Below are 23,898 nucleotides of genomic sequence, written 5' to 3' on the forward strand. Positions count from 1 at the left end.
GGTCCCGGAGACGGGCAGCGACGAGGAGGGATGAGGGAGATGGCGAGGATCGAGGTGGACCGCGAGGCGTGCATCGGCGCGGGGCTGTGCGCCTGGAACGCACCCGAGGTGTTCGAACAGGACGAGGAGGGGCTGAGCCGCGTCCGGGCCGGCGCCGGATCAGGGGAGGGGCCGGACGAGCACACCCTCGACGAGGCACTGTCGGCCTGCCCGGCCCAGGCCATCCGCTTCACACAGGACTGACCTCCCCCCTCCACCCCGCAGCGAGCCGCCCGGCGGGACCTTCCCGCCGGGCGTCCGCTTCCGGGGAACACAAGGCACAGGACCGGCGCACACGGAATTCCACCTCTCCTTTCGGCCGTAACTCCGCGCCCTCAGGGTCCGTTGTCATCCGCAGGTATGACACGGCTGCGCGCGGTGCGACCGAAGGTGCCCATCGGAACGGGAACTGCGGCTGACTTCACGGCCCGCTCACGGCGGGACGATGGAACGGTCCTCAGAAAGCAGTTCCCGCAGGGACAAGCGAGCGTCGTGGGCGTCGCCGTATTCGGTACGGCGACGGCCGGCCTCGGCGCCGGGAACAACCGATGGCGAGAGGAAGTGCCGAAGATGGCCAAGCTGGAGAGCCTGGACCCGATGACGCCGATGTTCGCGCAGTTCAAGGAGAAGACCGGGCCCATCGTCCTGGCCAACACCTTCTTCGTTCCGAAGGAGAGGACCGAAGCGTTCCTGCCCCTCTTTCGCCGGCAGGCGGAGTTCATGAAGGCTCAGCCGGGATTCGTCTCCCTGCAGATGCACCAGGGAACGGCGGGCAGTCAGCTTCTGATGAACGTCGCGGTGTGGGAGTCGACCGAGGCTCTCGCCAAGGCGTTCGGCAGCCCGGAGTTCCAGCGCATGGCCGCCGACTTCCCCGACGACATCGTGTCCTACCCGCACATCTTCGAGCAGGTCGAGGTATGACCCGACAGCTCTGACGCCCCGGTCGGTCGATCGGTTGTTGAGGGACGCACGAGGGACCGCCTGGAAGGTGGGGGAGCGGACCCGGGCCCCGGGCCCGGACCCACGCCAGGAAGCGATGAGGAGTCCCGATGAGCGTGCAGGAGACCCCCCTGCGGGGACAACGGTCCTCGGTGCAGCTGTACCAGCAGGTCCAGCAGTTCTACGCGCGGCAGATGCAACTGCTGGACAGCGGAGAGGTGGACGCGTGGACGCGCACCTTCACCGAGGACTGCGTCTTCGCGGCGAACGCGCAGCCCGAGCCGACGGTCGGCCGCGAGGCGATCGGGGCGGCCGCCCGCAAGGCGACGGAGTACTTCGCCGCGCAGGGCATCCGGCGCCGCCACTGGCTGGGCATGCTGACGGTGACCGGACAGGAGGGGACGACGGTGACCGCACGCTCCTACGTCCTGCTCATGGAGACCCCGCGCGGCGGCCAGGCGACGATCCTGTGCACCGCCACGTGTGAGGACGTCCTGGAACTCGGCCCGGACGGACCGGCCGTGCGGCGGCGTGACGTCAGCCGCGACGACCTGGTCTGACGGCACCGGACACCACCCGACACGACGACGCACGAAGAGAGCGGGCATGCCGGAGGGCCTTCGCGGGCGACACCCGCGAAGGCCCTCCGGCGTGTGCCGGGGCCGCGCCCCGGCGCGGCTCAGGGAGCCGTCACCACGGTGGCCGCGTTGAAGCCGCCCTGCCCCCGGGCCAGCACCAGCGCGGTGCGCAGCGGCAGTTTCCGGGGGGCGCCCGTGACGAGGTCCAGGGCGAGGTGCTCCGGCAGGCCGTCGCCGGTGATGTGCACCGAGGGCGGGACCACGCCGTCGCGCAGCGCCAGCAGGGCGGCGGCCAGGTCCAGTGACCCGCCGCCCGCGGCGAGCCGGCCCGTCATGGTCTTGGGCACGCAGACGGGCACGCCGCGCGGCCCGAACAGCGCGCAGATCGCCTCGGCCTCGGCCCGGTCGAGTTCCGGCACCCCGGCGGCGTCCGCGAACACCACGTCGACCGCGTCAGCGGTCAGGCCCGCGTCGGCGAGCGCGCCTTCCGCGGCCCGCCGCAGGCCCGGTTCGCCCCCGCTGCCGGGCCGCGGGTCGAAGGTGGCCGCGTAGCCCGCGAGCGCCCCGTAGGGCCGGGCGCCGCGGTCCCGGGCGGTGGCCGCGTCCTCCAGGACGAGGATCGCGCCGCCCTCACCGGCCACCTGGCCGCCGGCGGCCGCGTCGAAGGGCAGGAACGCGCGGGTGGGGTCCAAGACGGTGCTCATGTGGCCGCCGGCGAGCAGCGCGGCCCAGCCCCAGGGGCAGATCGCCCCGTCCACCCCGCCGGTGACGATGCGCCGGCTGCCCTTGCGCAGCTGCCTGCGGGCCTGGGCGACCGCGTCGAGCCCCCCGGCCTGTTCGCTGACGATGACGCCGCTGGGCCCGCGCAGGCCGTGCCTGATGGATATCTGGCCGGTGTTGACGGCGTAGAACCAGGCGAAGGACTGGTAGGCGCTGACGTGGCGGCTGCCCTTGCCCCACAGGGCCTCCAGCTCCCGCTGGCCGAACTCGAACCCGCCCGCGGACGCGGCGGTCACCACTCCGGACGCGAACTCCGGCTCGGTCTGCGGGTCCAGACCGCTGTCGGCGATCGCCTCGTCCGCGGCGGTGAGCGCGAGCCGTGTCATGTGGTCGGTCTGCGGCAGCAGCCGGCCGGGGATGTGCTCGGCCGCGTCGAAGCCGGGGACCTCCCCGGCGAGCTGTGCCGGATACCCGCGGGCGTCGAACCGGGACACCGGCGCGATGCCGCTCTGTCCGGCCAGGGTGGCCTGCCACCAGCGGTCGCGGCCGAGGCCGTTGGGCGCGGCGACGCCCACCCCGGTGAACACCGGGTGGGCGGGGCCCGCGGACGGCTGCGGGGGAGTGGTCCCTCTCGCCTGGGTGCTCGTCGGCGTGCTCATCGGACACTGCCTTTCCGTGTGCCGTCGGGCCTGGTCAGCACCATCGCGCTCTGGAAGCCGCCGAAGCCGCTCCCGACGGTGAGGACCCGTTCGGTGTTCAGTTCACGTGCCGTCAGCGGCGTGTAGTCCAGGTCGCATTCGGGGTCGGGTTCGTGCAGGTTGGCCGTGGGCGGGATCACCCCGTGCTCGATGGCGAGCGTGCTCGCGGCTATCTCCAGCGAGCCGATGGCCCCCAGCGAGTGGCCGATCATCGACTTGATGGAGCTGACCGGGGTCTCGTAGGCGTGCGCGCCGAGGCTCTTCTTGAACGCGGCGGTCTCGTGGCGGTCGTTCTGCTTGGTTCCCGAACCGTGCGCGTTGACGTAGTCGATGGCCGTCGGGTCGAGGCGGGCCTGGTCCAGGGCGACCCGGATGGCCTCCGCCATCTCCTTGCCGTCCGGCCGCAGGCCCGTCATGTGGTACGCGTTGCAGCGCGAGGCGAAGCCGGAGATCTCGGCGTACAGATGGGCGCCGCGGGCCCTGGCCCGGCCCAGTTCCTCCAGGACGAACACGGCGGCCCCCTCACCGAGCACGAAGCCGTTGCGGGAGGCGTCGAAGGGGCGCGAGGCGTGCTCGGGGTCGTCGTTGCGCGGCGACGTCGCCTTGATGGCGTCGAAGCAGGCCACCGTGATGGGGGAGATGGGGGCCTCGGTGGCTCCGGCCACCATGATGTCGGCCGAGCCCTCACGGATCAGCTCGGCGGCATGCCCGACGGAGTCCAGGCCCGAGGTGCAGCCGGTGGAGACCACGGCGGCCGGACCCTGGGCGCCCACGGCCCAGGCCACCTCGGAGGCGAACGAGCTCGGCACGAAGTGACCGAAGAGGTGCCTGCTGGTGTACTGGTGGTCGACCAGCCACTTGCGGCCGCCGTCGCTGACCACGTTGTACTCGGTGTCCAGGGACGTCGTGGCACCCACCGCACTGCCGACGGTGACGCCGACGCGGTACGGGTCGAGCCCCGCGAAGTCCAGGCCGCTGTCGGCCATGGCCTCCCGGGCGCACACGACCGCGAACTGCGCCGCGCGGTCCATCCGGCTCGTCTCCTGGGGCGACAGGCCCGCCTGCTCCGGGTCGAAGTCGGCCTCCGCGGCGATCCGCGAGCGGAACTGGGACGTGTCGAAGCGGGTGATCGACCGGGTGGCCGTGCGGCCGGACGTCAGCAGTGACCAGAACTCCTTCAGCCCGATGCCGCCCGGCGCGATCACCCCGATCCCGGTGATGACTACGCGTCGTTCCATGTGACTCCTCCGTTTGCCGGGATGGGCGTGCGGGCGCGGAGTCCTGGGTGTGCCCCGGCGGATCCCGCAAGCAACTCGACGGTGCCCTGAGGGACTCAAACCGTGCTGGAGGGCCGACCCAGCCGGGGCTCGCCGACAGCGGCGCGCACTCGCGCCGCGGGCGCACGGCGACGGCCCGCGCCGCCTGCGGACGGGCGGGCCGGGAGCGCGGCCGTCAGCGCCTGGCCTCCGCGTAGGCCTTGGCACGGCCCAGCGTGGCGAGGCTGTTGGTGCTCAGCGCCTCGTGCACGTAGGAGCGTGCGCCGGCGACGGTGGCCTCGGGGCCGAGGACCCGCTCGATGTTGGCCGTGTTGAGGGTCACGGTGTGCTGCGAGGCGGCCCGCACCCCCTCCGGTGTCTCGGTGAACGTCCAGATCCCGGTGTGCACGGTCATCAGCGCGGGCAGGGTGACCTGCTTGTAGGCGATCTTGTCCGGCGGGAAGGTCACCCGGTACGACTTGGTGGTGTGCGTCGAGCCGTCCTTGGCCCTGGTGTCCATCTCCAGGGTCTGCAGGCCCGGCGTGTCCTCGTCGAGCCGGACGCTCGCCACGTGCGGCAGCCGCTCGCTCCACAGGTGCGCCTCGTTCACGAAGTCGTAGACGTCCTTGGCGGCGCCCTGGACGAGTACGGCGTCCTCGAAGGAGAACGTCACGTCCTCGGTCGAACAGGCCAGTTCGACGTTCTCCTTGAGGGCGGCCAGTTCGGAGCGCGAGTTGCGGTCGACCGCCTCGTCGATCCACCGCAGACCGGCCGGGTCGTCGTCGATCGCCCGGTAGTCGTGCAGCAGGCGGACGCGGGCCCGGTTCTCGGACAGCGCCTCGATGATCCAGGTGCCTGCCATGGCGGCGACCGGAGGCGCGGTGACCTCCTGGCGGAAGGTGATGCGGCGCGCCCCGGGGTCCAGGGTGCGGCGCGAGGTCCAGTTCTTGGCCTCGCCGTTGGCGGTGGCCCAGATCCGGATCCGCTCCTCGCGCTCACCGCGTTCGACGTGGTCGACGTGGATGGTGGGCGGGAAGATCCGGGGCCAGTTCTCCACCTCGGCGAGCAGCCGGTAGACCACATCGGCCGGCGCCGAGACCGTGATCTCGTGCGCCACTTCACGGATGGTCATCGTCGTCTCTCCTGTCAGGGGGTGCGGGGGTCAGAAGTTGCCCAGGCCGCCGCACACGTTGAGGGCCTGCGCGGTGATGGAGGCGGCGGTGTCGGAGGCGAGATAGCCGACCAGACCCGCGACCTCCTCGGGGGTGGAGTAGCGGCCGAGCGGGATCTTCGCCTGGAACTTCTCCAGGATCTTGTCCTCGGTGGTGTCGTACGCCGCCGCGTATCCGGCCCGTACCCGCTGGGCCATCGGGGTCTCGACATAGCCCGGGCAGACCGCGTTCACGGTGATGCCGGTCGGCGCCAGCTCGTTGCCGAGCGCCTTGGTGAAGCCGACCACGCCGTGCTTCGAGGCGGAGTACGGAGCGCCGAGCACCACGCCCTGCTTGCCCGCGGTGGACGCGATGTTGATGATCCGTCCGCGCGGCTTGTCCCGCATGCCGCCGGTGTTCAGCACCGCCCGGGTCATCCGGAAGACGCTGTTCAGGTTGGTGTCGACCACGTCCTCCCAGAGCTCGTCCGACAGGTCGGCGGTGACGCCGCCGCCGGACCGGCCCGCGTTGTTGACCAGGACGTCGACGGTGCCGAACCGGTCCACGGCCGCCCGCACGAACGCCGTCACGCTGTCCGCGGACCGCACGTCGAGCGTCGAGCCGTCCACGTCCAGGCCCTCCCGCTGGAGCTCCTTGACCGTCGCGGCCACGTTCCCGGCGTCGCGCGCACCGATGTACACCCGGTGCCCCTGGGCCGCCAGCAGCCGCGCGACGGCAAGTCCGATGCCGCTCGTCGCGCCGGTGACCAGCGCGGTCCGGCTCTCCTGTGTCGTGTGCTGTGTCATGCTCGCCTCCTCGGGCGTCCGTCAGCGGGTGGCGGCCGCGGGCTGCTCGCCGAGGTACCGGTTCACGGCCTCGACCAGCAGACGCGGGGTGACCGCCTCGGCGAGCGTGTGGTCGGCGAGCGCGACGCCGTACTCGCGCTCGATGCGGCCGCAGGTCTCCAGGAGCGCGAGCGACTCGTAGCCGAGCACGTAGAACTCGGTGTCGGAGAAGTCGCCGTCGGCGACGCCCTCCTCCTCGGTGCCTGCCGCGGCGTACAGGATGCGTTTGAGGTCGTCCTCGGTGAACTGGAGCCTTGGCATGGGGTCCCCTCATGGCGGGTTGTTCGGCATGTCGGTGACGGTTCGTCACGGGTGCCCGGACGTCGACCATTGGGCCAGAACGGCCTCAAGAAGGACTGGATCGCGGGGGCCGGGTGCGGACAAGACCCGTGATTTCCTCATGTTTTCGGTGTGATCTCCTCGCTGCCGGGCCCGCCGCACGCGGCTCCATACTCAAAGGACGCGAGCGGGCCGGTGGGCGGGGCCGCACCTGAGCCGGTCCCGCCACCCCGAGGAGGTGGTTGACCGTGGCTCCCCACGCGGAAGACGCCCCCCTGCGCATCCACCACCTGTGGTCCCTGCGCGAGGACACGGTGGTCGGCTGGGACGAGGAAGGGCGGGCGCTGGTGCTCAGCGGCCCGCAGGGCACGGAGCGGGTCGAGGACCCCGGTCCCGCGGTGGCCGAGGCGCTGCGCCGGATGGAACTCGGTCCGGTGCTGCTCGCCAACCTGCCGCCGCCGGAGGGCCGGACGGTCCCCGGGCACGAGACCTTCACCGTGGTCCTGTCCGTGCTCCGCGGAATCTCCTACGTCGTGATCAGGACGCTGTCCCTGGACGATCTCCGGGGGCCGGTGCTCTCCGTGGTGCCGGTGGGCCGCAGCGCCCGCTTCGCCGCCGTCCGGCTGCCGGCGTGGCGCAGGGTGCGGCTGCGGCCCACCGCGACGATCACCGTGCGGGGGAACACCTTCCTGGTGCAGTGCCACACCCTGGGGCACCGGGTGGAGATCCACCGCCCGGAGGCGATGTGGGTGGTGTCGCTGCTGGCCTGGCCCATGACGCCGGAGGCGATGGTCGACGTGCTCCCGCTGCCGGCCGAGCTGACCCTGGAGATCCTCGGCTATCTGGCGGGGGCCGGTCTGACGGTGACCGCGGCCTGACCGCAGCGCCGCGAGGCGTGCGGTGAGGCGGGGCGGTCACAGCAGCCAGCCCGAGTCGCGGGCGATGCGGATCGCGTCGACCCGGTTGCGCGCGTTGAGCTTGGTCACGGTGGTGGTGAGGTAGTTGCGTACCGTGCCCACGGAGAGCCGGAGGTGTGCGGCGATCTCCTGCGGTTCCGAGCCCTGCGCGGCCAGTTGCAGCACCTCGGTCTCGCGGGTGGTCAGCGGGCTCTCCGCGCCGCCCCAGGCGGCCAGGGCCAGTTGGGGGTCGACCACCCGCTGGCCGGCGGCGACACGGCGCACGGCGTGGGCGAGTTCGCCGGGCGGGGCGTCCTTGAGGAGGAAGCCCGCGACGTGCGCGGACATCGCCCGGCGCAGGGTGCCGGGGCGGCCCAGGCTGGTGAGGATCAGCGCCCGGCACTCGGGAAGACGCTCGTGCAGGAGTTCGGCCGCGCTGAGGCCGTCGAGGCCGGGCAGGTCGATGTCGATGATGGCCACGTCCGGCCGGTGTTCGCGCGCCGCGCTCAGGATCTCGTCGCCGCGTTCGAGCTCGGAGACCACCTTCAGATCTTCCTCCAGATCGAGCAGAGCCACCAGCGCGCCGCGGACCATGTGCATGTCCTCGGCCAGCAGGATCCGTATCATCGTCGCCTTTTCCCCGTTCCCCCGCTGACTGCAATCGGCTGGATGCCGCCCGAGCGCGTCCGCCGTCTTTCCGTGAATACGCCAAGGACCGAGCCGAGGTTGCTCACGCGATGTTGTCGGCCCGGCGGTAGGCGTCCTTGCCGGCCGTGCCCCGATCCGGACACGGCTCGCCGGACCGCGCCGCCCGGAGCGGTGCCTCGGCGGTGATCCGGAAGACGTCCGCGCCGGAACCGTCGAGCAGGCGCCGCACGATCAGCCGTCCTCCGATGTCCTCCAGCCGCCGCTGGAGGTTGCCCAGGCCGCTGCCGCTGTGCGGCGAGGGGAACTGGTGACCGGTCACCAGACCGTCGTTGACGATCGTGAGGCGGACGAGACCGTCCTCGACCCGTGCGGAGATCCGGCAGTACGACGCCTTGGAGTGCCGCAGCAGGTTCGTGACGCTCTCCCGCAGCACCGTGGCCAGCACGGTGGACGTCTCCGGTCCCAGCCGCCCGATGGCGTCATGGGTGTCGACCGTGACCGAGACCCTGGCGGCGGCCAGCACCGACTGGGCGGAGGGGAGTTCGGAGTCGAGGTACATCTCCCGGTACCCGCGGGCGACCCGGCGCACATCGGCCAGCGCCTGGCGGGAGATGACGAGCACATCGTCGACCTCCTCGCGAGCCCTGCGGGGATTGGCCGGGATGAGGCGGTGGATCAGCTCGTTCTTGAGGGTGATCGCGGAGAGGCTGTACCCGAGCAGGTCGTGCAGGTCCCTGGAGAACCTCAACTGCTCGTTGTTGACGGCGAGCCGGGCGAGGTCGGTGCGGGCCCGGTGCAACTGGTCGACCAGGCCGGTCAGCCGGCTCAGGCCGTACACCACGAGACCGGTGAGCGCGGTGGTCTGGCACATGTACACCATGTCGACGACCGCCAGGTCGTGCAGGAAGCCGGGGACGAGCAGGCTGAGCGTCGTCAGTCCGTACAGCGTCCAGCCCGCCCTGGCCGGCAGGAGCAGCAGCACGGATCCGGCGAAGAAGCCCGCCATCGCGCCCCAGGACACCCCGAACCAGATCAGCGGCAGGTACGAGAGGGCACCCTGCGCGGTCAGGGTGAGCAGCTTGCTGCGCGGCCGTGCCGCAAAGGCGCCGGGTGCCGAGTGCACGAGCTGCAGCAGGAACACCAGCACCAGGCAGACGACGGCGAGGGCCAGGTGGTAGGGATTGAGGGGCTGGGACAGGATGTTGAGGAAGGTGATGCCCAGATAACATGCGAGCGCAGCTAACAGAATGCCGCGGGCGGTTCTCGTGAACGTCTGGCCGGAATGTGCTGCAGGTCCGTTCGGATCCGTGCCGTTCACCATTCGTCCGAGCCCCCGTCTCTCGATCCCGGTTCCGATGAAACCGGCGTCATTCTAGGCAGAGTACGGTCAACGGCTGGCGCATTTTGTCTACTCGCTTCTCGTCCAACTGTCCGAAAAGACTCGGTCACACGAAGAGCGGGATCGGATTCAGCCGCTCGTACGGCGTAGGGCCGCAAAGGCGTCCGAGCCTGACCGGTACGTCGAAGAGCCTGCCCGGCGCGTACCGGGCCCAGAAGTGCCTGAGCCCCGGCACCATCACCTTGACCACCGGCATTCCGATGTCCGGCCGGGTCTGGTCCAGGACGAGCAGCTCCAGGCCCTTGGCGCGGACGAGTTCGGTGACGGCCCGGACGTCGTCGAGCAGATCGGTGCGCACCACGTAGGTCCAGTGGCCCGGGGTACGCGGCCGGGTGGCCGGATCGGGGGCCAGATACGGCTGGTTGGCGAGCGTCGCCTCGCGCCACCAGCGGACCGGGAGGGGGTCCGTGATGCCGTACCCCTGGCCGGGGCGGCCCGCCCCCACGGCCGGCAGCAGCTGTCCCATCTCGGTGAGCGCCCTGCGCAGCGCGATGGCGGGATCGAAGTGGGCGCCGAAGCCGAAGACGATGTCCTCGCTGGGCCCCTCGGTGCGCCGGGAGAGAGCCACGATCGCGGGGATGCCGAGGTCCGAGGTGAGGTCCAGCGCCCACAACTCCCGGCCCAGCCTGCGGTATCCGTCGCGCAGCCGCCCGATGTACGGCTCGTCGAACGCGTCCAGGTCGACCGCCGGCTGCCGGGTGCGGTTGTACCACCACAGGGCCACGGCGTCCCGCTCCACCAGCTCCAGGAAGCCCTGCAGCAGGGCGTCCTCCGGACTGCTGCCCGCCGCGTTGCCGTTGGAGTCGGCGTAGGGCCCGTGCGGGGCCGGGGTGTCGGACGGGAAGTAGAGCATCGAGGTGGGCAGGAGCCGTCTGCGCCGCTCGGTGAGGGACCACACGGGAGTCCACTCCACCGGCCGGTTCTCGTCGAAGGGCTCGGGCACGTGGTGGAAGGGCGATCCCGAGCGGTTCCAGCGGTCCCGCTCGCGAAACTGCCGGTCCGCGTACAGCTGGCAGGAGTTGGGGTGGACGGCCTCGTTCCCGAGCGCGCGCAGGGTGTCCACCACGACCGGTTCGTCGCCGTGCCGTGTGCCGCTGTAGCGCTCCACCGCCTCGCACAGCGCACTCGTGCGGGCCTCGGTGTCGGTCAGGCCCTTGCCGCCGCTGAGCGAGCGCAGCCCGGCCAGGCCGTTCTGCCGCATCGCGAGATTGCGCCCGGACACGTAGGTGGTGGCGAACTCCGGTGCGTCGGGGGAGGGTTCGAGCACCGGAACGACGCCGGTGACCGGGCTCACCAGGTGCCCGTAGCGCTTGAGCAGCTGGTCGGGGCTGAGCGCCCGGTGGCCGCCGCCGCCCTGTCCCGCCTTGGGCCGCGACACGGGGACGAACGGTGCGGACACCCGCTGCGCCGTCAGCCCGGGGTCCCCGCAGGAGGGGCACTGGGGGACACGGGACACGGCGTGGACCCGGGTCTGCAGGTGGAGGGTGTCGACGGTACGGACCGAGCCCTGGTCGGCGTAGCGCAGCCCGGCCAGCCACTTGGCGGCCTCGAGGACCACGCTCTGTGCGGCCAGGGCGCGTCCGGCCGGCAGCGAGGCGGCCGGCCGGCCGAGCGGGCGGTCGAGGCCCAGCGCCTGCTGCAGCGGTGCCTCGTACCTGCGGTGCTGGGCGAGCCGGGCGGCCAGACAGGACCAGCAGGGGCCCTCGTCCGGCCGGAAGAACGGGCCGATCCACGGTTCGTAGCCGCACAGCCGGGCGAGCAGCCACGGCTTGCCCGCCGCCCGGTGCTCGACGTCGACCCGCTTCAGCTCCGGGGAGAGGTAGTCGTCGCACAGGACCAGGGTGAGGTCCGCGTCCGCCTCGGTCACCGTGATGGCGGACCCGGTGCCCGCGGCGAGCACCGGCCCTGCGTCCACACCGGCGAGCGGCAGGACGCGGAGCCGGGAGCCGGCGAGCCCCGCCGCCGCCCGGGCGCCGTCCAGGCCGGCCAGGTCCCAGTACGCCTCGGCGACCGGGTCGGTGTCCGTCGCGGCCGGGGCGAGGCGCTCGAAGCGGAGCAGCCCGGCCTCGCTGAGCAGGTGCAGCCCGCCCTGGGTCTCCTCGGCGCTCAGCGCGGGCGCGGCGGCGCGCAGGATCTCGGCGAGCGACCGGGTGCCGTCGAGCAGCGGGACGAGCACCTCGGCGAGGGCGCCGCGCAGGGCGGTGACGCCCCGGCGAGAGACCAGGTAGGTCGCCTCGCCGGGGACGTTCGCGGGACGTAGGTGGTGCCTGAACCCCACGAGAGTCGAGCCGTCCTGTAGGGCGGCCGGTCCGGATTTCCCGGGGTGCGGTGATCCGGAAGTCATATCCAGGCCCCCGCGACCGCGTCCCCCTCGACGGCCACGGGAGCCGCGCTCCATGCACCGCGGGCGTCGGCGGACGCCGTCTGGGCGCAGAACGTGAACAGGGGGTTGTCGGTCGGGGCGGCCTGGGCGCAGAACGTGAACAGGGGGGTGCCGCCGTCGGGTGCGGCGTCCATGGCGTAGGTGTAGGTGAACTGCACGCTGGAGCCGGCGCAGTGGTCGAGGGTCTCGACCACCAGGAGCGGGCGGGCGGCGGCCGCCCGGGTGACGCGCCCCGGGCGCGGGGGGAGGAGATCGGCGGAAGCGATGGTGGCGTGGCTCATTGGAGACGGTCCTGACTGACGTGGTTGGCTGGTGGTCCAATGGCCGGAATTCTTCGCGGGCGCGCCGCCTGCCGGACAGTGTCCGGATCATCGGCGACGGGTGAAGTTCTCATTCAAGTGGAGGCTTCACCTCCATCAGCCGCTCCCTGAGCGGTTCCCACCAGCTCCGGTTCTCCCGGTACCAGCGCACGGTTTCGGCCAGGCCCTCCTCGAAGCTCCTGCGGGGTGCGTAGCCCAGCTCCTGGCGGATCTTCGTGCAGTCGACGGAGTAGCGGCGGTCGTGCCCCTTACGGTCCTCGACGTGCTCGACGCTGCCCTCCCAGGTGGCGCCGCACGCCGCGAGCAGCGCGCCGGTCAGCTCCTTGTTGGAGAGTTCGGTGCCGCCGCCGATGTTGTAGACCTCGCCCGCGCGGCCCCGGGTGCGGACCAGTTCGACGCCCTGCACGTGGTCGTCGATGTGCAGCCAGTCGCGGACGTTGCCGCCGTCGCCGTACAGCGGGACCTTCCTGCCGTCGAGGAGGTTCGTCACGAACAGCGGGATGACCTTTTCGGGGAACTGGTGGTGGCCGTAATTGTTCGAACAGCGGGTCACCCGGACGTCGAGACCGTGGGTGCGGTGGTACGACAGCGCGATCAGGTCGCTGGAGGCCTTCGCCGAGGAGTACGGCGAGTTGGGCCGCACCGGGTGGCTCTCGGGCCAGGAACCCTCGTCGATGGAGCCGTACACCTCGTCGGTGGAGATGTGCACGAAGACCTCGATGCCGGCCCGGTGCGCCGCGTCGACGAGCGTGTGCGTGCCGACCACGTTCGTGCGCACGAACTCGGCGCCGCCGTCGATCGACCGGTCGACGTGCGACTCGGCGGCGAAGTGCACCACCTGGTCGTGCTCGGCCATCAGCTTCCCGACCAGCTCGGGGGAGCAGATGTCCCCCTCCACGAAGGAGAACCGCGGGTGCGCCCGTACCTCGTCGAGGTTGGCGGGATTGCCGGCGTACGTCAGCTTGTCCAGGACGGTGACCGAGACGTCGCCGGGTCCCTCGGGGCCGAGCAGCGTACGGACGTAGTGGGAGCCGATGAAGCCGGCGCCGCCGGTCACCAGGATGCGGGTCGTGGCCGGCGCGGCCGGTCGGGTCGGGTGCATGCAGCGGACTCCTCGGTCGGCAGATGACTCTGGTCAGGCGGCGCGGACGGCCGGCTGCGGGATGCGGCGCGACGCCACCTCGGTGACGTAGGCGCCGTAGTCCGTACCCCGCATCGCCTCGCCGAGGCGCAGGCACTGCTCGGCAGTGATGAAGCCGCAGTTGAGCGCCAGTTCCTCGACGCAGGCGATGAACTCGCCCTGCCGCTGCTCGATCAGCTGGACGTACTGCGCCGCCTGCAGCAGCGAGTCGTGGGTGCCCATGTCCAGCCAGGCGAAGCCGCGGCCGAGCGGGGTGAGCTGGGCCCGGCCCTGCGCCAGGTAGGCCAGGTTGACGTCGGTGATCTCCAGCTCGCCCCGCGCCGAGGGGGAGAGGTTCTTGGCGATCCCGACCACGTCGCTGTCGTAGAGATACAGCCCGGTCACCGCGAGGTTGGAACGCGGGTGGCGCGGCTTCTCCTCCAGTGACAGCAGCCGGCCCTCCTCGTCGATCTCCCCGATCCCGTAGCGCTGCGGGTCGCGCACCTGGTAGCCGAACAGCGCCGCGCCGTCCAGCCGGCGCACCGCGTCCTCGAGGAGCTCCGAGAAACGCGGCCCGTGGAAGATGTTGTCGCCCAGCACCAGCGCGACCTGGTCGCCGTCGATGAAGTCGGCGCCGATGAGCAGCGCTTCGGCGATGCCGCGCGGCTGGTCCTGCTCGGCGTACTCGATGTTCAGGCCGAGCTGGGAGCCGTCGCCGAGGAGGGTGCGGAAGCTGTCCGAGTGGTCCTTGGACGAGATCAGCAGGATGTCCCGGATGCCCGCCAGCATCAGCACCGAGAGCGGGTAGTAGATCATCGGCTTGTCGTAGACCGGCAGGATCTGCTTGGACAGCGCGCCGGTCAGCGGGCGCAGACGGGTGCCGCTGCCGCCGGCCAGGATGATGCCCTTCATCTCAGCTCACCTCCACTGCCGTTCGAGCCGGATGCTCTCCTCGTACCGCGGCAGCAGGCCCTGCTCCGCGGCCTCGGCCAGCGTGGGCGCCACCGTGTCCCGCTCGGAGTAGACCGGCGTGATGTCGTCGGGGATCGGCAGTCCCAGCGCCGGGTCGGTGACCGAGATCGCCAGCTCGTGCTCGGGCACATAGCTGGCGGTGACCATGTACGACATCACCGTGTCGTCCTCCAGCGCGATGAACGCATGGCCCAGCCCGACCGGGAAGTACGTGGCCCGGAAGTCGTTCTGGTCCATCAACACCGCGTCCCACTTCCCGAACGTGGGCGAGCCGACCCTGATGTCCACCACGATGTCCAGGGCCGAACCCTTCGGGCAGTACACGTACTTGGCGCAGCCGGGCGGGGTCAGCGTGTAGTGCACGCCGCGCACCACACCGCGCTTGGAGCGGCTGTGGTTGGTCTGGGTGACCGGGAAGCGGGTGTTGCCGGTGGCCTCGGCCCAGGCCGGTCCCTGGAACGGGGAGAGGAACAGCCCGCGCTGGTCGGGGAAGACGTCGGGGGTGAACTCCAGTGCACCGGCGACGTCCAGTTCGCGCACCTTCATCACAGCACCTCCTTCAGGGCGGTGATGACCTTGTCCTGCAGGCCGGACGGCAGCGACGGGTACATCGGCAGCGAGAAGATCTCGCCCGCCAGCTTCTCCGTCACCGGCAACGAGCCCTTCTCGTAGCCGAGATGGGCGAAGCCGGTCATGGTGTGCACCGGCCACGGGTAGCTGATGTTGAGGTTGATGTCGTACGCCTTGAGCGCCTCGATGATCCGGTCGCGCTCGGGGTGGCGGACCACGTAGACGTAATAGACGTGCGTGTTGCCCTCGTTGACCTTCGGCAGGACCAACCCGGTGTCGCCCAGGGCCTCCTGGTAGCGGCGGGCGACCTCCTGGCGGCCGGCCACGTAGGCGTCGAGCCGGGTCAGCTTGCGGCGCAGGATCTCGGCCTGCACCTCGTCCAGGCGGCTGTTGTGGGCCGGCGTCTGGACCGTGTAGTAGACCTTCTCCATGCCGTAGTAGCGCAGCTTGCGCAGCTCGGCCTCCACGTCGGGGCGCGAGGTGAGCACGGCTCCGCCGTCGCCGTACGCGCCGAGCACCTTCGTCGGGTAGAACGAGAAGGCGGCGGCGTCGCCGGTGGTGCCCGCGAGCCTGCCCCGCCGGGTGGCGCCGTGCGCCTGCGCGCAGTCCTCCAGGAGCGCCAGGCCGTACCGGTCGGCCAGGGCCTTCAGCGGGTCCAGGTCCACGCACTGGCCGTAGAGATGGACCGGCAGCAGGGCCTTGGTGCGCTCGGTGATCGCCGCCTCGACCTGGCCGACGTCCATCAGGAAGTCGTCCTCGTTGACGTCGACGAAGACGGGCGTGGCACCGGTGCCGTCGATCGCGACGACCGTGGGCGCCGCGGTGTTGGACACCGTGATCACCTCGTCGCCCGGGCCGACTCCGAGGGCCTGGAGGGCGAGCTTGAGTGCGTTGGTCCCGTTGTCGACACTGACGCAGTGCTCGACGCCGTGGTACGCGGCGAACTCCTCCTCGAAGCCCTTGACGCTGTCGCCGAGCACCAGCGTGCCGGAGGAGAAGACCTTCTCCACGGCATCGAGAACGTCCTCGCGCTCACTGTGGAATTCGGGCAGGTAGTCCCATACATACGTGGTCATGCGCGTTCCTTCTCCTGTCGTCGTTCTGGTCCTGCGGGCGCGGGAAGTCGGGGAGTTCAGCGGTGCTCGTGCGGTACGGCGCGGCTCAGGGCGGCCACCGTGCGCTCCAGCCCCTCGTCGAGCGAGACCCGCGGACGCCAGCCGGTCACCGAGCGGAACGGGGTGGAGTCGACGGTCACGCTCAGGAAGTCGGTCTTCGGGGCGTGCGCGGGCGGCTGCACCGAGACGACCGGGACGGCCGGGGCGCCGGTACGCGCCGCCGCGTGCCGGGCCACCGCGCGGAAGACGTCACCGAGCGCGTGGCTGCCTCCGGCGCCCAGCAGCCAGGTGCGGCCCGCCAGTTCGTCGGGACGGTCCACGGCGGCGACGAACGCGGCGGCGACATCGGCGATGTGGATCAGGTCGCGGCGGACGCTGCCGTCGTGCCACAGGGTGATCTCCTGGCCGGCCAGCGCCCGGCGCGCCATCGCGGCGACCACCCCGCGGTCCGCGGTCCCCGGCACACTGCCCTCGCCGTACACCGTGGGCAGCCGGAGACTGACTCCGCGGACCCGGCCGGCCTCGCTCGCCGCGAGCAGCAGCCGTTCCGCGGCCAGCTTCTGCTCGTCGTACACCGAGGCCGGCCGGTCCGGTTCGGTGCCGTCGAGGGGCTCCCGCGGTGGGATCCCGACCTGTCCGGTGGTTCCCGCGTAGACCACCAGCGGTGGCCGGCCAGCGTTCGCGACCACGTCCAGCAGATCGCGCATCACCCCGACGTTGACCCGCTCGCCGCCCGGTTCGGCCGCGGCCCGCCAGCCGCCCTCGCACAGCAGCACATGGATCACGACGTCCGCGTCCTTGACGGAGGCGACCAGGGCGTCCCGGTCGGTGAGGTCGGCGGTGACCACCTCGACCTCCGCGCGGGCGCCGTCCGGCACGGCGGCCGGGCGCCGTGCCACCGCGCGCAGGCGCAGCTCGCGCCCGGCCAGCGCGGCGAGCACGGCCGAGCCCACGAAGCCGGTGGCGCCGAGCACGGCCACCAGGGGCCGGTCGGTCGGTTCCGTTGTCATGCGGGTGCCTCCCAGGGCGGGCGGATGGATGCGGTGCGGCCGGGACGCGAGGGCGCCTGCGCGGTGCGGGCCCCGGGGCCTGCCCGGGTTCCGTGGCCCGATGCTGCTGCCGTCCGATCGGGTGCGGGCGGAGAAGCGCTGGAGGCGGCCACGGCCCGGGCGCCGCGCCCCCGGTTCGACCGGTGCTTGAGTCCGGCTGCCTAGCCTCGGCGCGACGTTCTGCGCCGCCCGCACGGGACCGGCGCTTCGTCACCGACCGCGCGACGAGAACCGTTGCCCCCATGGCGAAGCCGGAAGGACATCCCTGAATGAGTACTGACAAAGCCGCCGTCGGCGGCGATGCCGCCGGTGCGGGGAAGTTGCCGGTCGCCACCCTGCTGATCACGGGCCTGACCGCCTTCATGGCAGGGCTCGACAACCTGGTGGTCGTGACCGCGCTGCCCACCATCAGGGAGAAGCTCGGCGGCAGCCTGCAGGACCTGGAATGGACGGTGAACGCCTACACGCTGTCGTTCGCCGTGCTGATGATGTTCGGTGCCGCCCTCGGCGACCGGTTCGGGCGCCGCCGGGTCTTCACCGCCGGCCTGCTGCTGTTCACGTCGGCGTCGGCCGGGGCGGCCCTGGCATCGGGCAGCGGCGAGCTGATCGCCGCCCGCGCCGTCCAGGGCGCCGGTGCCGCCATCGTCATGCCGCTCTCCCTCACCCTGCTCACCCAGGCGGTGCCCGCCGCGAAACGGGGCGCCGCCCTCGGCATCTACGGTGCCCTCAACGGACTGGCCATCGCGGGCGGCCCGCTGGTCGGCGGCGTCGTGGTGGAACACATGTCCTGGCAGTGGGTCTTCTGGATCAACGTGCCGGTCGGCCTGCTGCTCGCCCCGGCCGCCTGGCGCGGTCTGACCGAGAGCCGCGGAGCGGACAACCGCCTGGACGTGCCCGGCACACTCCTGGTCAGCCTCGGCATCCTCGGCCTCGTCTACGGCCTGATCCGGGCGGGCGGCCACGGCGGCTGGGGCGCCCCGCAGGTCGTGGGCCCGCTGGCGGCCGGCGCCGCGGTGCTCGCCGTGTTCGTCCTGTGGGAGCGGCGCAGCAGCGCGCCGATGCTGCCCATGGACATGTTCCGCAACCGGGCCTTCAGCGCCGTCAACGCCGGCGGCCTGCTGATGTCCGTCGGCATGTACGGCGTGGTCTTCCTCATCACGCAGTTCATGCAGACCATCCAGCACCTGTCGCCGATGGAGGCAGGCGTGCGGATGCTGGCGTGGACGGCGATGCCGCTCCTGGTGGCGCCCGTCGCGGGCGTCATGTCGGACCGGATCGGCGGACGGCCCGTGGTCGTCCTCGGACTCGCCCTGATGGCCGCCGGGTTCGCCTACTGGGCGCTGGTGATGAGCCCGGACGTGTCCTACGTCGGGCAACTGCCCGGCTTCCTCCTCGGCGGCGTGGGCGTCGCCTGCTTCTTCGCCCCGCTCCTCAACCTGACGATGAGCTCCGTCGCCGTCTCCGAACAGGGCATCGCCTCCGGCGCGACCTCGGCCACCCAGGAACTGGGCGCGGCGCTCGGCGTGGCCGTGCTCGCCGGCGTCTTCAGCCACAACGGCGGCTACGCCTCGGCCCAGAACTTCGTCGACGGCCTCGTGCCCGCCCTGTGGGTCGGCGCGGCGGCCATGGCCCTCGGCGCGGTCGTGATGCTCTTCGCCCCCCGGCCCGCCGGCGCGGAGGAGCGGTACGACGCCGAACCGGAAACGGCCGAACCGGCCCGGGACGCGGCCCGACCGGCCCCGGCGACCACCCGCTGACCCCTCACGGGCCCGCCCGCGGCCCCACGTCACCCACCACTCGTCATCACGTCATCACGCCACCGGCAGAAAGGCCGTACGCGACATGAGGGTTCTCTTCGCAAGCCTCGGAAACTACGGACACATATTCCCCCTGGTGCCACTCGCCCAGGCAGCACAGGAAGCCGGCCACGAGGTCTGGTTCGCCACCAGTGAGCCGTTCCACCCGATCCTCGAGAAGGCGGGACTGCGGCCGCTCGCCGCGGGGCTCACCGTCCCCGAGGCGTTCATCGAGGCGGCCGGCGGACAGGCCTTCCTGGAGGCCAACGGCGGTGCCGTACAGGCCAGCGACGTTCCGCCCGAGGTGCTGGCGGGCCTGGCCGTGAAGGCGTTCGGCTCGGTGCTGCCGCGCAGCGTGGCCGCGGACCTCGCCCCCGTCCTCGACTCCCTCCGGCCCGATCTGGTCGTCTACGAGATCCTCAACCCGGGCGCGGCCTTCGCGGCCGTGGCGGCGGGCGTGCCCGCCCTGTGCCACGGCATCGGCCGGGTCTCCTACGACGACACCATGGACCCGCTGGTCCAGCAGGAGCTGTACGCCACGGCGAACGACCTGGGGGTGGCCGACAAGATCGGCCAGAGCCGTACCCTGGGCAACCCGTACCTCGACATCTGCCCTCCCGCCGTGCAGAACCAGGCCTTTCTGGCCTCGGACGTCCAGCGGATCCCGCAGCGGTCCGTCTCCTTCGCCGAACCGGGCGAACTGCCCGCGCGTGTCACCCAGGGCGAGGGCCCGCTGGTCTATCTCAGCCTCGGCACCGTGCTCGGCTCCGCGCAGCTGCTGCGCACCGCGCTCGACGGCCTGCTGCCGCTGGGCGTCCGGGTCCTCGTCTCGACCCCCGTGGTGGACCCGGCCGCGCTGGGCGAGCTGCCGGACCGGGTCGTCGCGCTTCCCTGGGTGCCGCAGGCCGAGGCGCTGCGCCACGCCACCGCCGTCGTCCACCACGGCGGCGCGGGCACCACGCTGGCCGTGCTCGCCGCGGGGCTGCCCGCGCTGATCCTGCCGCAGCCGGGGGACGACGGCCCCGACAACGCGGCCGCGGTGCGGGAGACCGGGGCGGGCCGGGTGCTGCACGCCGCGGACGTGTCCGCCCAGGCGGTGGAGGCCGAGATGCGCATCCTGCTGAGCGACGGCGCCCACCGGGAGGCCGCCCGGGGTGTCGCCCGCGAGATGGCGGCCATGCCCGAGCCGGCCGAGACCGTCGCCAGGTTCGCCGAGTTCGTCCGCTGACCGGCCCCGGTACGCACCGCGCCCCGAGCTCGCCCCTGAGCGCGGGGCGCGGTGCGTCGGCGAGGAGCCTGCTCCAGGGCGGCTCGACCGCATGTGGCGATGCTCTGACCGATCGTTCTTTTCCGACCCAGCCGAAAGAGGCCACCACCGTGTCGAAGAACCACCACGCTCTGATCCAGCACTTCGTGGACATGATCAACAACCATGACGTCAGCACCATGCCGGAGCACACGGCGCCCGGCCACATCGACCACAACCCGGTGGTCGCCGACGGCATCGAGGCCAACCAGGCCTTCTGGGTCGGGGTGTTCGCCGCCTTCCCCGACATGAAGGTCGTGATGCACGACCTCGTCGTGGAGGGGGACAAGGTGGCCGGCCGCTTCGAGTACACCGCGACCCACCAGGGCACGTTCCTCGGCATACCGGCGACCGGACGCACCGTGAGCTTCCAGTCCATCGACATCTGGAGGGTGGCGGACGGCCTGCTCGCCGAGCACTGGGACCAGCTGGACATGGGCGACATCTTCCGGCAGCTGGGAGTCGACCCGGCGGCCGTCGCGCAGTCCTAGGCGAAGGACGCGCGACGACCCGGCCGACGTGACCGGGCGGACCGGCGGAGCCGGCGCCCGGCCGTCCGGCTACAGCGCCGGCTCTCCCCGCACCGCCGCGGTCGCGCGCAGGGCGGTGATCAGGGTGCGCGCCTCGATGTTCACGTAGTTGCTGTGCAGCAGCAGCCCGCCGAGCTGTTCCTCGGTCACCCAGACGAACTCCTCAGGCACGTCGAGCGGGAAGTCGTCGTCGACCTCCACCAGCAGGTAGCGGTTGTCGGCATGGTGGAAGCGGCCGCCCTCCTCGGACTGCACCGAGTCGAACAGGATCCGCTCCCGCGGCGCGACGAGGACCTGCTCCAGATAGCGCGGCCGGGCCTCGGCCGGCCGTGACAGCGCATGACCCGGCTGACACTGCACCGTCGGTGCGAGCTCCGCCACGTTCAGCGTCCCGCCCTCCGACCTGGCGTGCGCCAGCAGATGGGGCACGCCGGCGACACGGCGCACCAGGAACGCGGCCAGCCCCCGCTCGGCAGGTGCGAGCAGCGGCTGGGACCAGTGGGTCACCTCACGGTTGGTGGCCCGTATGTCCGCGGCGAGCAGCGTGAAGTGATGACCGGACTCGTGGGCGATCTCGTCGTCGGTACGCCGCCAGTGGGAGACCTCCGCCAACGGTATGGACCGCTGGACCAGTTCGCGCCGCGACTTCACCTCGGTGAACCGGTTGAGGACCTCCTGCAGCGAGTGCAGCGAGGGCCCGCCGCCGACGAACGAGGGAATCTGCGACAGCACGGTACGCGCGTCCATGTTCAGCACGTTGTCCTCGTGCAGCAGCCCGTACAGCTGCCCCAGGGTCAGCCACACGAAGTCCTCGTGCCCGGGCACCTCGCCGACCGCCTCCACGACCACGTTCCGGTTGCGCTTGCGCAGGAACCAGGCCCCCTGCTCCGACTGCAGCGAGTCGAACAGCACCCGGCTGCTCGGGCGCGGCGGCACGAAGTACTCGAGGTAGCGGACCGACGAACCCCCGTGCACCCCCGTGTAGTTGCTGCGGGTGGCCTGGACGGTCGGTGACAGCTGCACCGTCTCGAGATTGCCCGGCTCCATCTTGGCCTGCATCAGGCAGTGCAGGACGCCGTCGAACTCCTTGACCACGATGCCCAGGACGCCGATCTCGGGCTGGTTGATGATCGGCTGCGTCCAACTGCTCTCCCGCCCGTTCCAGGACGTGCGCACGTGCAGCCCCTCGACCGAGAAGAACCGCCCGCTTTGGTGCACGAGGTTGCCGGTGCCGTCCTGGAAGTGCCATCCGGCAAGCTCGGAGAACGGGATGCGCCGTACGTCGTAGCGCTTGGCGCGGCGCTGGGCGGTGAACCAGCGGCGGAACTCGGCGTTGGGTGTGACGGCGCTGTCGTGCGCGTGCGCGGACAGGGTGAAGCGCAGGGCGAGGTCCGCGGTCGTCTCGGAGGGCATCGCTGAGGTCGCGGCAATCGTCATGGCAGGCTCCTTCGCGTGGGCTCGTGCGCGGGGGTCGGGACCACGACCCTCCTGCACCCCGATCGCCTACGGCTGGAGAGAGCCTCGAGACGCGGACGCGGACGGCGCCCGCAGTGCTCCAGCCGGTCTTGAGCAGCGCCGACTACCGTCGCCGGCATGGACCTGCGCAGCCTGGAAATCAGCGAACTCGCCCTTCCGGGCGTGTTCCTGGTCTCGCCCCGGGCCGTCGAGGACGACGTCGTGGTCCGCTACGAGGCGTTCCGCCAGGACTACGTCGAGGAAGCGATCGGGCGGCCCTTCGCGATCCGGTACAGCGATCTGTCGGTCGCACGGCGCCGGGTGCTGCGCGGCATCCACGGCACCACGGGCCCCGACAGCCGCGCCCGGCTGTTCGGCTGTCTGCGGGGCGCCGCCGTCCACGTCGTGGTGGACCTGCGCGTCGGGTCCCCGGACTACGGCCGCTACGAGACGGTCTGGCTGGACCACGGCAACACCTCCGGGGTGTTCGTCCCGGAGGGCCTCGGCCACGCCTGGCTCGCCCTCGAGGACGACACGGTCGTCGCCTGCCACAGCTCCCGGCCGCACACGGAGGCTGCCGCCTACACGGTCAGCGCCCTCGACCCGGCACTCGCCCTGCCCTGGGGACTCACCACGGCGCCGGTGATGACCGACGACGACCTGGCCGCGCCCACCGCGGCGGAGGCGCTCGCCAAAGGGCTCCTGCCGGCCTACGAGGACTGCCTCGCGCTGTACGGCCGTTCCGTGCGCGCCTGAATCACCCGGATCCGGCCCCCCTGCCGGACCGCAGGCTCCGCGTGCCGTGAGGCACCCGCGGAGCCTGCGTCATGTCCGGGACCCTTCGGCCGGTCGGCCTGTCCCGCCGGTCACGCGGGGACCGTGAATCGGTCACACCCCGAACGGGACGAAGACACCCGGCGGAGGAGGACTGACGCACTGTCCGCCCGGCGGGCCGCATGGGAGGTTCGAGGTCCTACGACAGAGACAAAAAAAAGGGGGGCCGCATGCGAATCTTCGTTCTGGGGTCTTTGGACGCCGAGCTGAGGGGCGTTCCGATCCTGCCCACAGCTGCGAAGCCGCGGCAGATCCTGACACTGCTCGCCATCTACGCCAACCAGGTCCTGCCGGTGTCCGCGCTGATGGAGGAGATCTGGGGCGACGCCCCGCCGCGCAGCGCGCTCACCACCCTGCAGACGTACATCCTCCAGCTCCGGCGCTGCATGGAGAAGGCGCTGCAGGGCGAACCCGGCGGCTCCAAGGAAGTGCTGCTGACCCGGCAGGGGGGATACCTCCTGCACGCGGAGCCCGGCAGCATCGACGTCCACGAGTACGACCGGCTGTCCTCACTCGGCCAGCGCGCCTACGACCGCGGCGAAAACCACCAGGCCGCGGAGCTCTTCCAGCAGGCCCTCGGCCTCTGGCGGGGCCCCGCCCTGGTCGACGTGCGCACCGGGCCGCTGCTCGAAATCGAGGCGATGCGGCTGGAGGAGAGCCGCCTCGGGGTGATGGAACGGCGCAACGACGTCGAACTACGGCTCGGCCGCCACGCCGAACTGCTCACCGAACTCACCGCGCTGACCGCCCGGCACCCGTTGCACGAGGGTCTGCACGCCCAGTCCATGGTGGCCTTCTACCGGGCGGGGCGCCCCTCCGCCGCCCTGCAGGTCTTCCAGAACCTGCGCGGCCACCTGGTGGAGGAGCTGGGCATCGAACCCTCACAGCGTCTGCAGCGCCTGCAGCGGGCCGTGCTCGGCAGCGATCCGGCGCTGGACATCGACCCCGGGGCCGGGCGGCTGCTCGACCGCTTCGCCGGGTGACTCCGCAAGGAGGAACC

At 71.7% G+C, this 23,898-nt stretch carries 24 protein-coding genes; 9 read left to right on the top strand and 15 right to left on the bottom strand.

Features of this window, described 5'->3' with window-relative positions; translation table 11 throughout:
- Nucleotides 1–39 precede the first annotated feature (39 nt).
- From ACZ7FF_RS31270 to ACZ7FF_RS31280, 3 genes are all read left to right on the top strand, one after another.
- Complete coding sequence (locus ACZ7FF_RS31270) at nt 40–243, top strand: ferredoxin (protein WP_470816331.1); 204 nt, start codon at nt 40–42, stop codon at nt 241–243.
- Nucleotides 244–399: 156 nt separating this feature from the next.
- A complete protein-coding gene (locus ACZ7FF_RS31275; RefSeq protein ID WP_470816334.1) occupies nt 400–960 on the top strand; it encodes an antibiotic biosynthesis monooxygenase family protein in 561 nt (186 codons plus the stop codon).
- A gap of 128 nt (nt 961–1,088) precedes the next feature.
- The gene (locus ACZ7FF_RS31280; RefSeq protein ID WP_470816337.1) at nt 1,089–1,538 is read left to right on the top strand and encodes a nuclear transport factor 2 family protein; all 450 of its coding nucleotides are present in this window, start codon (nt 1,089–1,091) and stop codon (nt 1,536–1,538) included.
- Nucleotides 1,539–1,657: 119 nt separating this feature from the next.
- Here ACZ7FF_RS31280 and ACZ7FF_RS31285 read toward each other — a convergent pair whose 3' ends face one another.
- From ACZ7FF_RS31285 to ACZ7FF_RS31305, 5 genes are all read right to left on the bottom strand, one after another.
- The gene (locus tag ACZ7FF_RS31285; RefSeq protein WP_470816339.1) at nt 1,658–2,935 is read right to left on the bottom strand and encodes a ketosynthase chain-length factor; all 1,278 of its coding nucleotides are present in this window, start codon (nt 2,933–2,935) and stop codon (nt 1,658–1,660) included.
- Nucleotides 2,932–4,212 carry a beta-ketoacyl-[acyl-carrier-protein] synthase family protein gene (locus tag ACZ7FF_RS31290; RefSeq protein WP_470816341.1) on the bottom strand — a complete coding sequence of 427 codons (1,281 nt, stop codon included), beginning with the start codon at nt 4,210–4,212 and terminating at the stop codon, nt 2,932–2,934. The genes ACZ7FF_RS31285 and ACZ7FF_RS31290 overlap by 4 nt, the downstream gene beginning before the upstream one ends.
- A gap of 214 nt (nt 4,213–4,426) precedes the next feature.
- Complete coding sequence (locus ACZ7FF_RS31295; RefSeq protein WP_470816344.1) at nt 4,427–5,362, bottom strand: aromatase/cyclase; 936 nt, start codon at nt 5,360–5,362, stop codon at nt 4,427–4,429.
- Between the two features lie 30 nt (nt 5,363–5,392).
- Nucleotides 5,393–6,187 (bottom strand): 3-oxoacyl-ACP reductase FabG, encoded by a 795-nt coding sequence (gene fabG / locus ACZ7FF_RS31300; protein ID WP_470816348.1) that lies wholly within the window; start codon nt 6,185–6,187, stop codon nt 5,393–5,395.
- A gap of 21 nt (nt 6,188–6,208) precedes the next feature.
- Nucleotides 6,209–6,487, bottom strand: a complete 279-nt coding sequence (locus ACZ7FF_RS31305) for an acyl carrier protein (protein WP_470816350.1) — start codon at nt 6,485–6,487, stop codon at nt 6,209–6,211.
- 266 nt (nt 6,488–6,753) lie between these two features.
- Here ACZ7FF_RS31305 and ACZ7FF_RS31310 point away from each other — a divergent pair, with 266 nt between their 5' ends.
- Nucleotides 6,754–7,383, top strand: coding sequence for an NADH oxidase (locus ACZ7FF_RS31310; protein ID WP_470816353.1), 630 nt, complete (start codon nt 6,754–6,756; stop codon nt 7,381–7,383).
- A 36-nt stretch (nt 7,384–7,419) separates the two neighbouring features.
- Here the strand turns inward: ACZ7FF_RS31310 and ACZ7FF_RS31315 are convergent, their stop codons facing one another.
- The 9 genes from ACZ7FF_RS31315 to ACZ7FF_RS31355 all read right to left on the bottom strand — a co-directional run bounded on the left by ACZ7FF_RS31315 (nt 7,420) and on the right by ACZ7FF_RS31355 (nt 16,938).
- On the bottom strand, nt 7,420–8,028 hold the full coding sequence (locus ACZ7FF_RS31315; protein ID WP_470816356.1) for a response regulator transcription factor: 609 nt from the start codon (nt 8,026–8,028) through the stop codon (nt 7,420–7,422).
- 103 nt (nt 8,029–8,131) lie between these two features.
- Nucleotides 8,132–9,370 carry a sensor histidine kinase gene (locus tag ACZ7FF_RS31320; RefSeq protein ID WP_470816357.1) on the bottom strand — a complete coding sequence of 413 codons (1,239 nt, stop codon included), beginning with the start codon at nt 9,368–9,370 and terminating at the stop codon, nt 8,132–8,134.
- Between the two features lie 124 nt (nt 9,371–9,494).
- Nucleotides 9,495–11,792 (bottom strand): TOMM precursor leader peptide-binding protein, encoded by a 2,298-nt coding sequence (locus ACZ7FF_RS31325; protein ID WP_470816359.1) that lies wholly within the window; start codon nt 11,790–11,792, stop codon nt 9,495–9,497.
- Nucleotides 11,789–12,112 carry a hypothetical protein gene (locus ACZ7FF_RS31330; RefSeq protein WP_470816361.1) on the bottom strand — a complete coding sequence of 108 codons (324 nt, stop codon included), beginning with the start codon at nt 12,110–12,112 and terminating at the stop codon, nt 11,789–11,791. Before ACZ7FF_RS31330 ends, ACZ7FF_RS31325 begins: the two co-directional genes overlap by 4 nt.
- Nucleotides 12,113–12,221: 109 nt before the next feature.
- Nucleotides 12,222–13,253, bottom strand: coding sequence for a dTDP-glucose 4,6-dehydratase (gene rfbB, locus ACZ7FF_RS31335; RefSeq protein ID WP_470816363.1), 1,032 nt, complete (start codon nt 13,251–13,253; stop codon nt 12,222–12,224).
- A 33-nt stretch (nt 13,254–13,286) separates the two neighbouring features.
- Nucleotides 13,287–14,183 carry a glucose-1-phosphate thymidylyltransferase RfbA gene (gene rfbA, locus ACZ7FF_RS31340; protein ID WP_470816366.1) on the bottom strand — a complete coding sequence of 299 codons (897 nt, stop codon included), beginning with the start codon at nt 14,181–14,183 and terminating at the stop codon, nt 13,287–13,289.
- Nucleotides 14,184–14,189: 6 nt separating this feature from the next.
- Nucleotides 14,190–14,789, bottom strand: a complete 600-nt coding sequence (locus tag ACZ7FF_RS31345) for a dTDP-4-dehydrorhamnose 3,5-epimerase family protein (RefSeq protein WP_470816368.1) — start codon at nt 14,787–14,789, stop codon at nt 14,190–14,192.
- Nucleotides 14,789–15,889, bottom strand: coding sequence for a DegT/DnrJ/EryC1/StrS family aminotransferase (locus tag ACZ7FF_RS31350; RefSeq protein ID WP_470816370.1), 1,101 nt, complete (start codon nt 15,887–15,889; stop codon nt 14,789–14,791). The genes ACZ7FF_RS31345 and ACZ7FF_RS31350 overlap by 1 nt, the downstream gene beginning before the upstream one ends.
- Before the next feature lie 56 nt (nt 15,890–15,945).
- Nucleotides 15,946–16,938 (bottom strand): NAD-dependent epimerase/dehydratase family protein, encoded by a 993-nt coding sequence (locus tag ACZ7FF_RS31355; protein WP_470816371.1) that lies wholly within the window; start codon nt 16,936–16,938, stop codon nt 15,946–15,948.
- A gap of 308 nt (nt 16,939–17,246) precedes the next feature.
- Here ACZ7FF_RS31355 and ACZ7FF_RS31360 point away from each other — a divergent pair, with 308 nt between their 5' ends.
- The 3 genes from ACZ7FF_RS31360 (at nt 17,247) to ACZ7FF_RS31370 (ending at nt 20,570) form a co-directional block, all read left to right on the top strand.
- A complete protein-coding gene (locus ACZ7FF_RS31360) occupies nt 17,247–18,734 on the top strand; it encodes an MFS transporter (RefSeq protein ID WP_470816372.1) in 1,488 nt (495 codons plus the stop codon).
- A gap of 136 nt (nt 18,735–18,870) precedes the next feature.
- Nucleotides 18,871–20,001, top strand: a complete 1,131-nt coding sequence (locus ACZ7FF_RS31365) for a glycosyltransferase (RefSeq protein WP_470816375.1) — start codon at nt 18,871–18,873, stop codon at nt 19,999–20,001.
- Between the two features lie 149 nt (nt 20,002–20,150).
- Nucleotides 20,151–20,570 (top strand): ester cyclase, encoded by a 420-nt coding sequence (locus ACZ7FF_RS31370; protein ID WP_470816378.1) that lies wholly within the window; start codon nt 20,151–20,153, stop codon nt 20,568–20,570.
- A 69-nt stretch (nt 20,571–20,639) separates the two neighbouring features.
- On the opposite strand, the gene ACZ7FF_RS31375 is transcribed toward ACZ7FF_RS31370, so the two are convergent.
- A complete protein-coding gene (locus ACZ7FF_RS31375) occupies nt 20,640–22,046 on the bottom strand; it encodes an NDP-hexose 2,3-dehydratase family protein (RefSeq protein ID WP_470816380.1) in 1,407 nt (468 codons plus the stop codon).
- Between the two features lie 156 nt (nt 22,047–22,202).
- On the opposite strand from ACZ7FF_RS31375, the gene ACZ7FF_RS31380 reads away from it, so the two are divergent.
- Together ACZ7FF_RS31380 and ACZ7FF_RS31385 are read left to right on the top strand one after the other, a co-directional pair.
- Nucleotides 22,203–22,820, top strand: a complete 618-nt coding sequence (locus ACZ7FF_RS31380; RefSeq protein ID WP_470816382.1) for a dTDP-4-dehydrorhamnose 3,5-epimerase family protein — start codon at nt 22,203–22,205, stop codon at nt 22,818–22,820.
- A 248-nt stretch (nt 22,821–23,068) separates the two neighbouring features.
- Nucleotides 23,069–23,881 carry an AfsR/SARP family transcriptional regulator gene (locus ACZ7FF_RS31385; protein ID WP_470816385.1) on the top strand — a complete coding sequence of 271 codons (813 nt, stop codon included), beginning with the start codon at nt 23,069–23,071 and terminating at the stop codon, nt 23,879–23,881.
- Nucleotides 23,882–23,898 lie beyond the last annotated feature (17 nt).

It is taken from the genome of Streptomyces sp. NPDC037126, from assembly GCF_055605965.1.

Bases quoted from the DNA above. Each gene is read 5' to 3' on its own strand.
- ACZ7FF_RS31270 (WP_470816331.1), top strand. From the start codon at position 40: ATGGCGAGGATCGAGGTGGACCGCGAGGCGTGCATCGGCGCGGGGCTG.
- ACZ7FF_RS31275 (WP_470816334.1), top strand. From the start codon at position 400: ATGACACGGCTGCGCGCGGTGCGACCGAAGGTGCCCATCGGAACGGGA.
- ACZ7FF_RS31280 (WP_470816337.1), top strand. From the start codon at position 1,089: ATGAGCGTGCAGGAGACCCCCCTGCGGGGACAACGGTCCTCGGTGCAG.
- ACZ7FF_RS31285 (WP_470816339.1), bottom strand. From the start codon at position 2,935: ATGAGCACGCCGACGAGCACCCAGGCGAGAGGGACCACTCCCCCGCAG.
- ACZ7FF_RS31290 (WP_470816341.1), bottom strand. From the start codon at position 4,212: ATGGAACGACGCGTAGTCATCACCGGGATCGGGGTGATCGCGCCGGGC.
- ACZ7FF_RS31295 (WP_470816344.1), bottom strand. From the start codon at position 5,362: ATGACCATCCGTGAAGTGGCGCACGAGATCACGGTCTCGGCGCCGGCC.
- fabG (WP_470816348.1), bottom strand. From the start codon at position 6,187: ATGACACAGCACACGACACAGGAGAGCCGGACCGCGCTGGTCACCGGC.
- ACZ7FF_RS31305 (WP_470816350.1), bottom strand. From the start codon at position 6,487: ATGCCAAGGCTCCAGTTCACCGAGGACGACCTCAAACGCATCCTGTAC.
- ACZ7FF_RS31315 (WP_470816356.1), bottom strand. From the start codon at position 8,028: ATGATACGGATCCTGCTGGCCGAGGACATGCACATGGTCCGCGGCGCG.
- ACZ7FF_RS31320 (WP_470816357.1), bottom strand. From the start codon at position 9,370: ATGGTGAACGGCACGGATCCGAACGGACCTGCAGCACATTCCGGCCAG.
- ACZ7FF_RS31325 (WP_470816359.1), bottom strand. From the start codon at position 11,792: ATGACTTCCGGATCACCGCACCCCGGGAAATCCGGACCGGCCGCCCTA.
- ACZ7FF_RS31330 (WP_470816361.1), bottom strand. From the start codon at position 12,112: ATGAGCCACGCCACCATCGCTTCCGCCGATCTCCTCCCCCCGCGCCCG.
- rfbB (WP_470816363.1), bottom strand. From the start codon at position 13,253: ATGCACCCGACCCGACCGGCCGCGCCGGCCACGACCCGCATCCTGGTG.
- rfbA (WP_470816366.1), bottom strand. From the start codon at position 14,183: ATGAAGGGCATCATCCTGGCCGGCGGCAGCGGCACCCGTCTGCGCCCG.
- ACZ7FF_RS31345 (WP_470816368.1), bottom strand. From the start codon at position 14,789: ATGAAGGTGCGCGAACTGGACGTCGCCGGTGCACTGGAGTTCACCCCC.
- ACZ7FF_RS31350 (WP_470816370.1), bottom strand. From the start codon at position 15,889: ATGACCACGTATGTATGGGACTACCTGCCCGAATTCCACAGTGAGCGC.
- ACZ7FF_RS31355 (WP_470816371.1), bottom strand. From the start codon at position 16,938: ATGACAACGGAACCGACCGACCGGCCCCTGGTGGCCGTGCTCGGCGCC.
- ACZ7FF_RS31360 (WP_470816372.1), top strand. From the start codon at position 17,247: ATGAGTACTGACAAAGCCGCCGTCGGCGGCGATGCCGCCGGTGCGGGG.
- ACZ7FF_RS31375 (WP_470816380.1), bottom strand. From the start codon at position 22,046: ATGACGATTGCCGCGACCTCAGCGATGCCCTCCGAGACGACCGCGGAC.
- ACZ7FF_RS31380 (WP_470816382.1), top strand. From the start codon at position 22,203: ATGGACCTGCGCAGCCTGGAAATCAGCGAACTCGCCCTTCCGGGCGTG.
- ACZ7FF_RS31385 (WP_470816385.1), top strand. From the start codon at position 23,069: ATGCGAATCTTCGTTCTGGGGTCTTTGGACGCCGAGCTGAGGGGCGTT.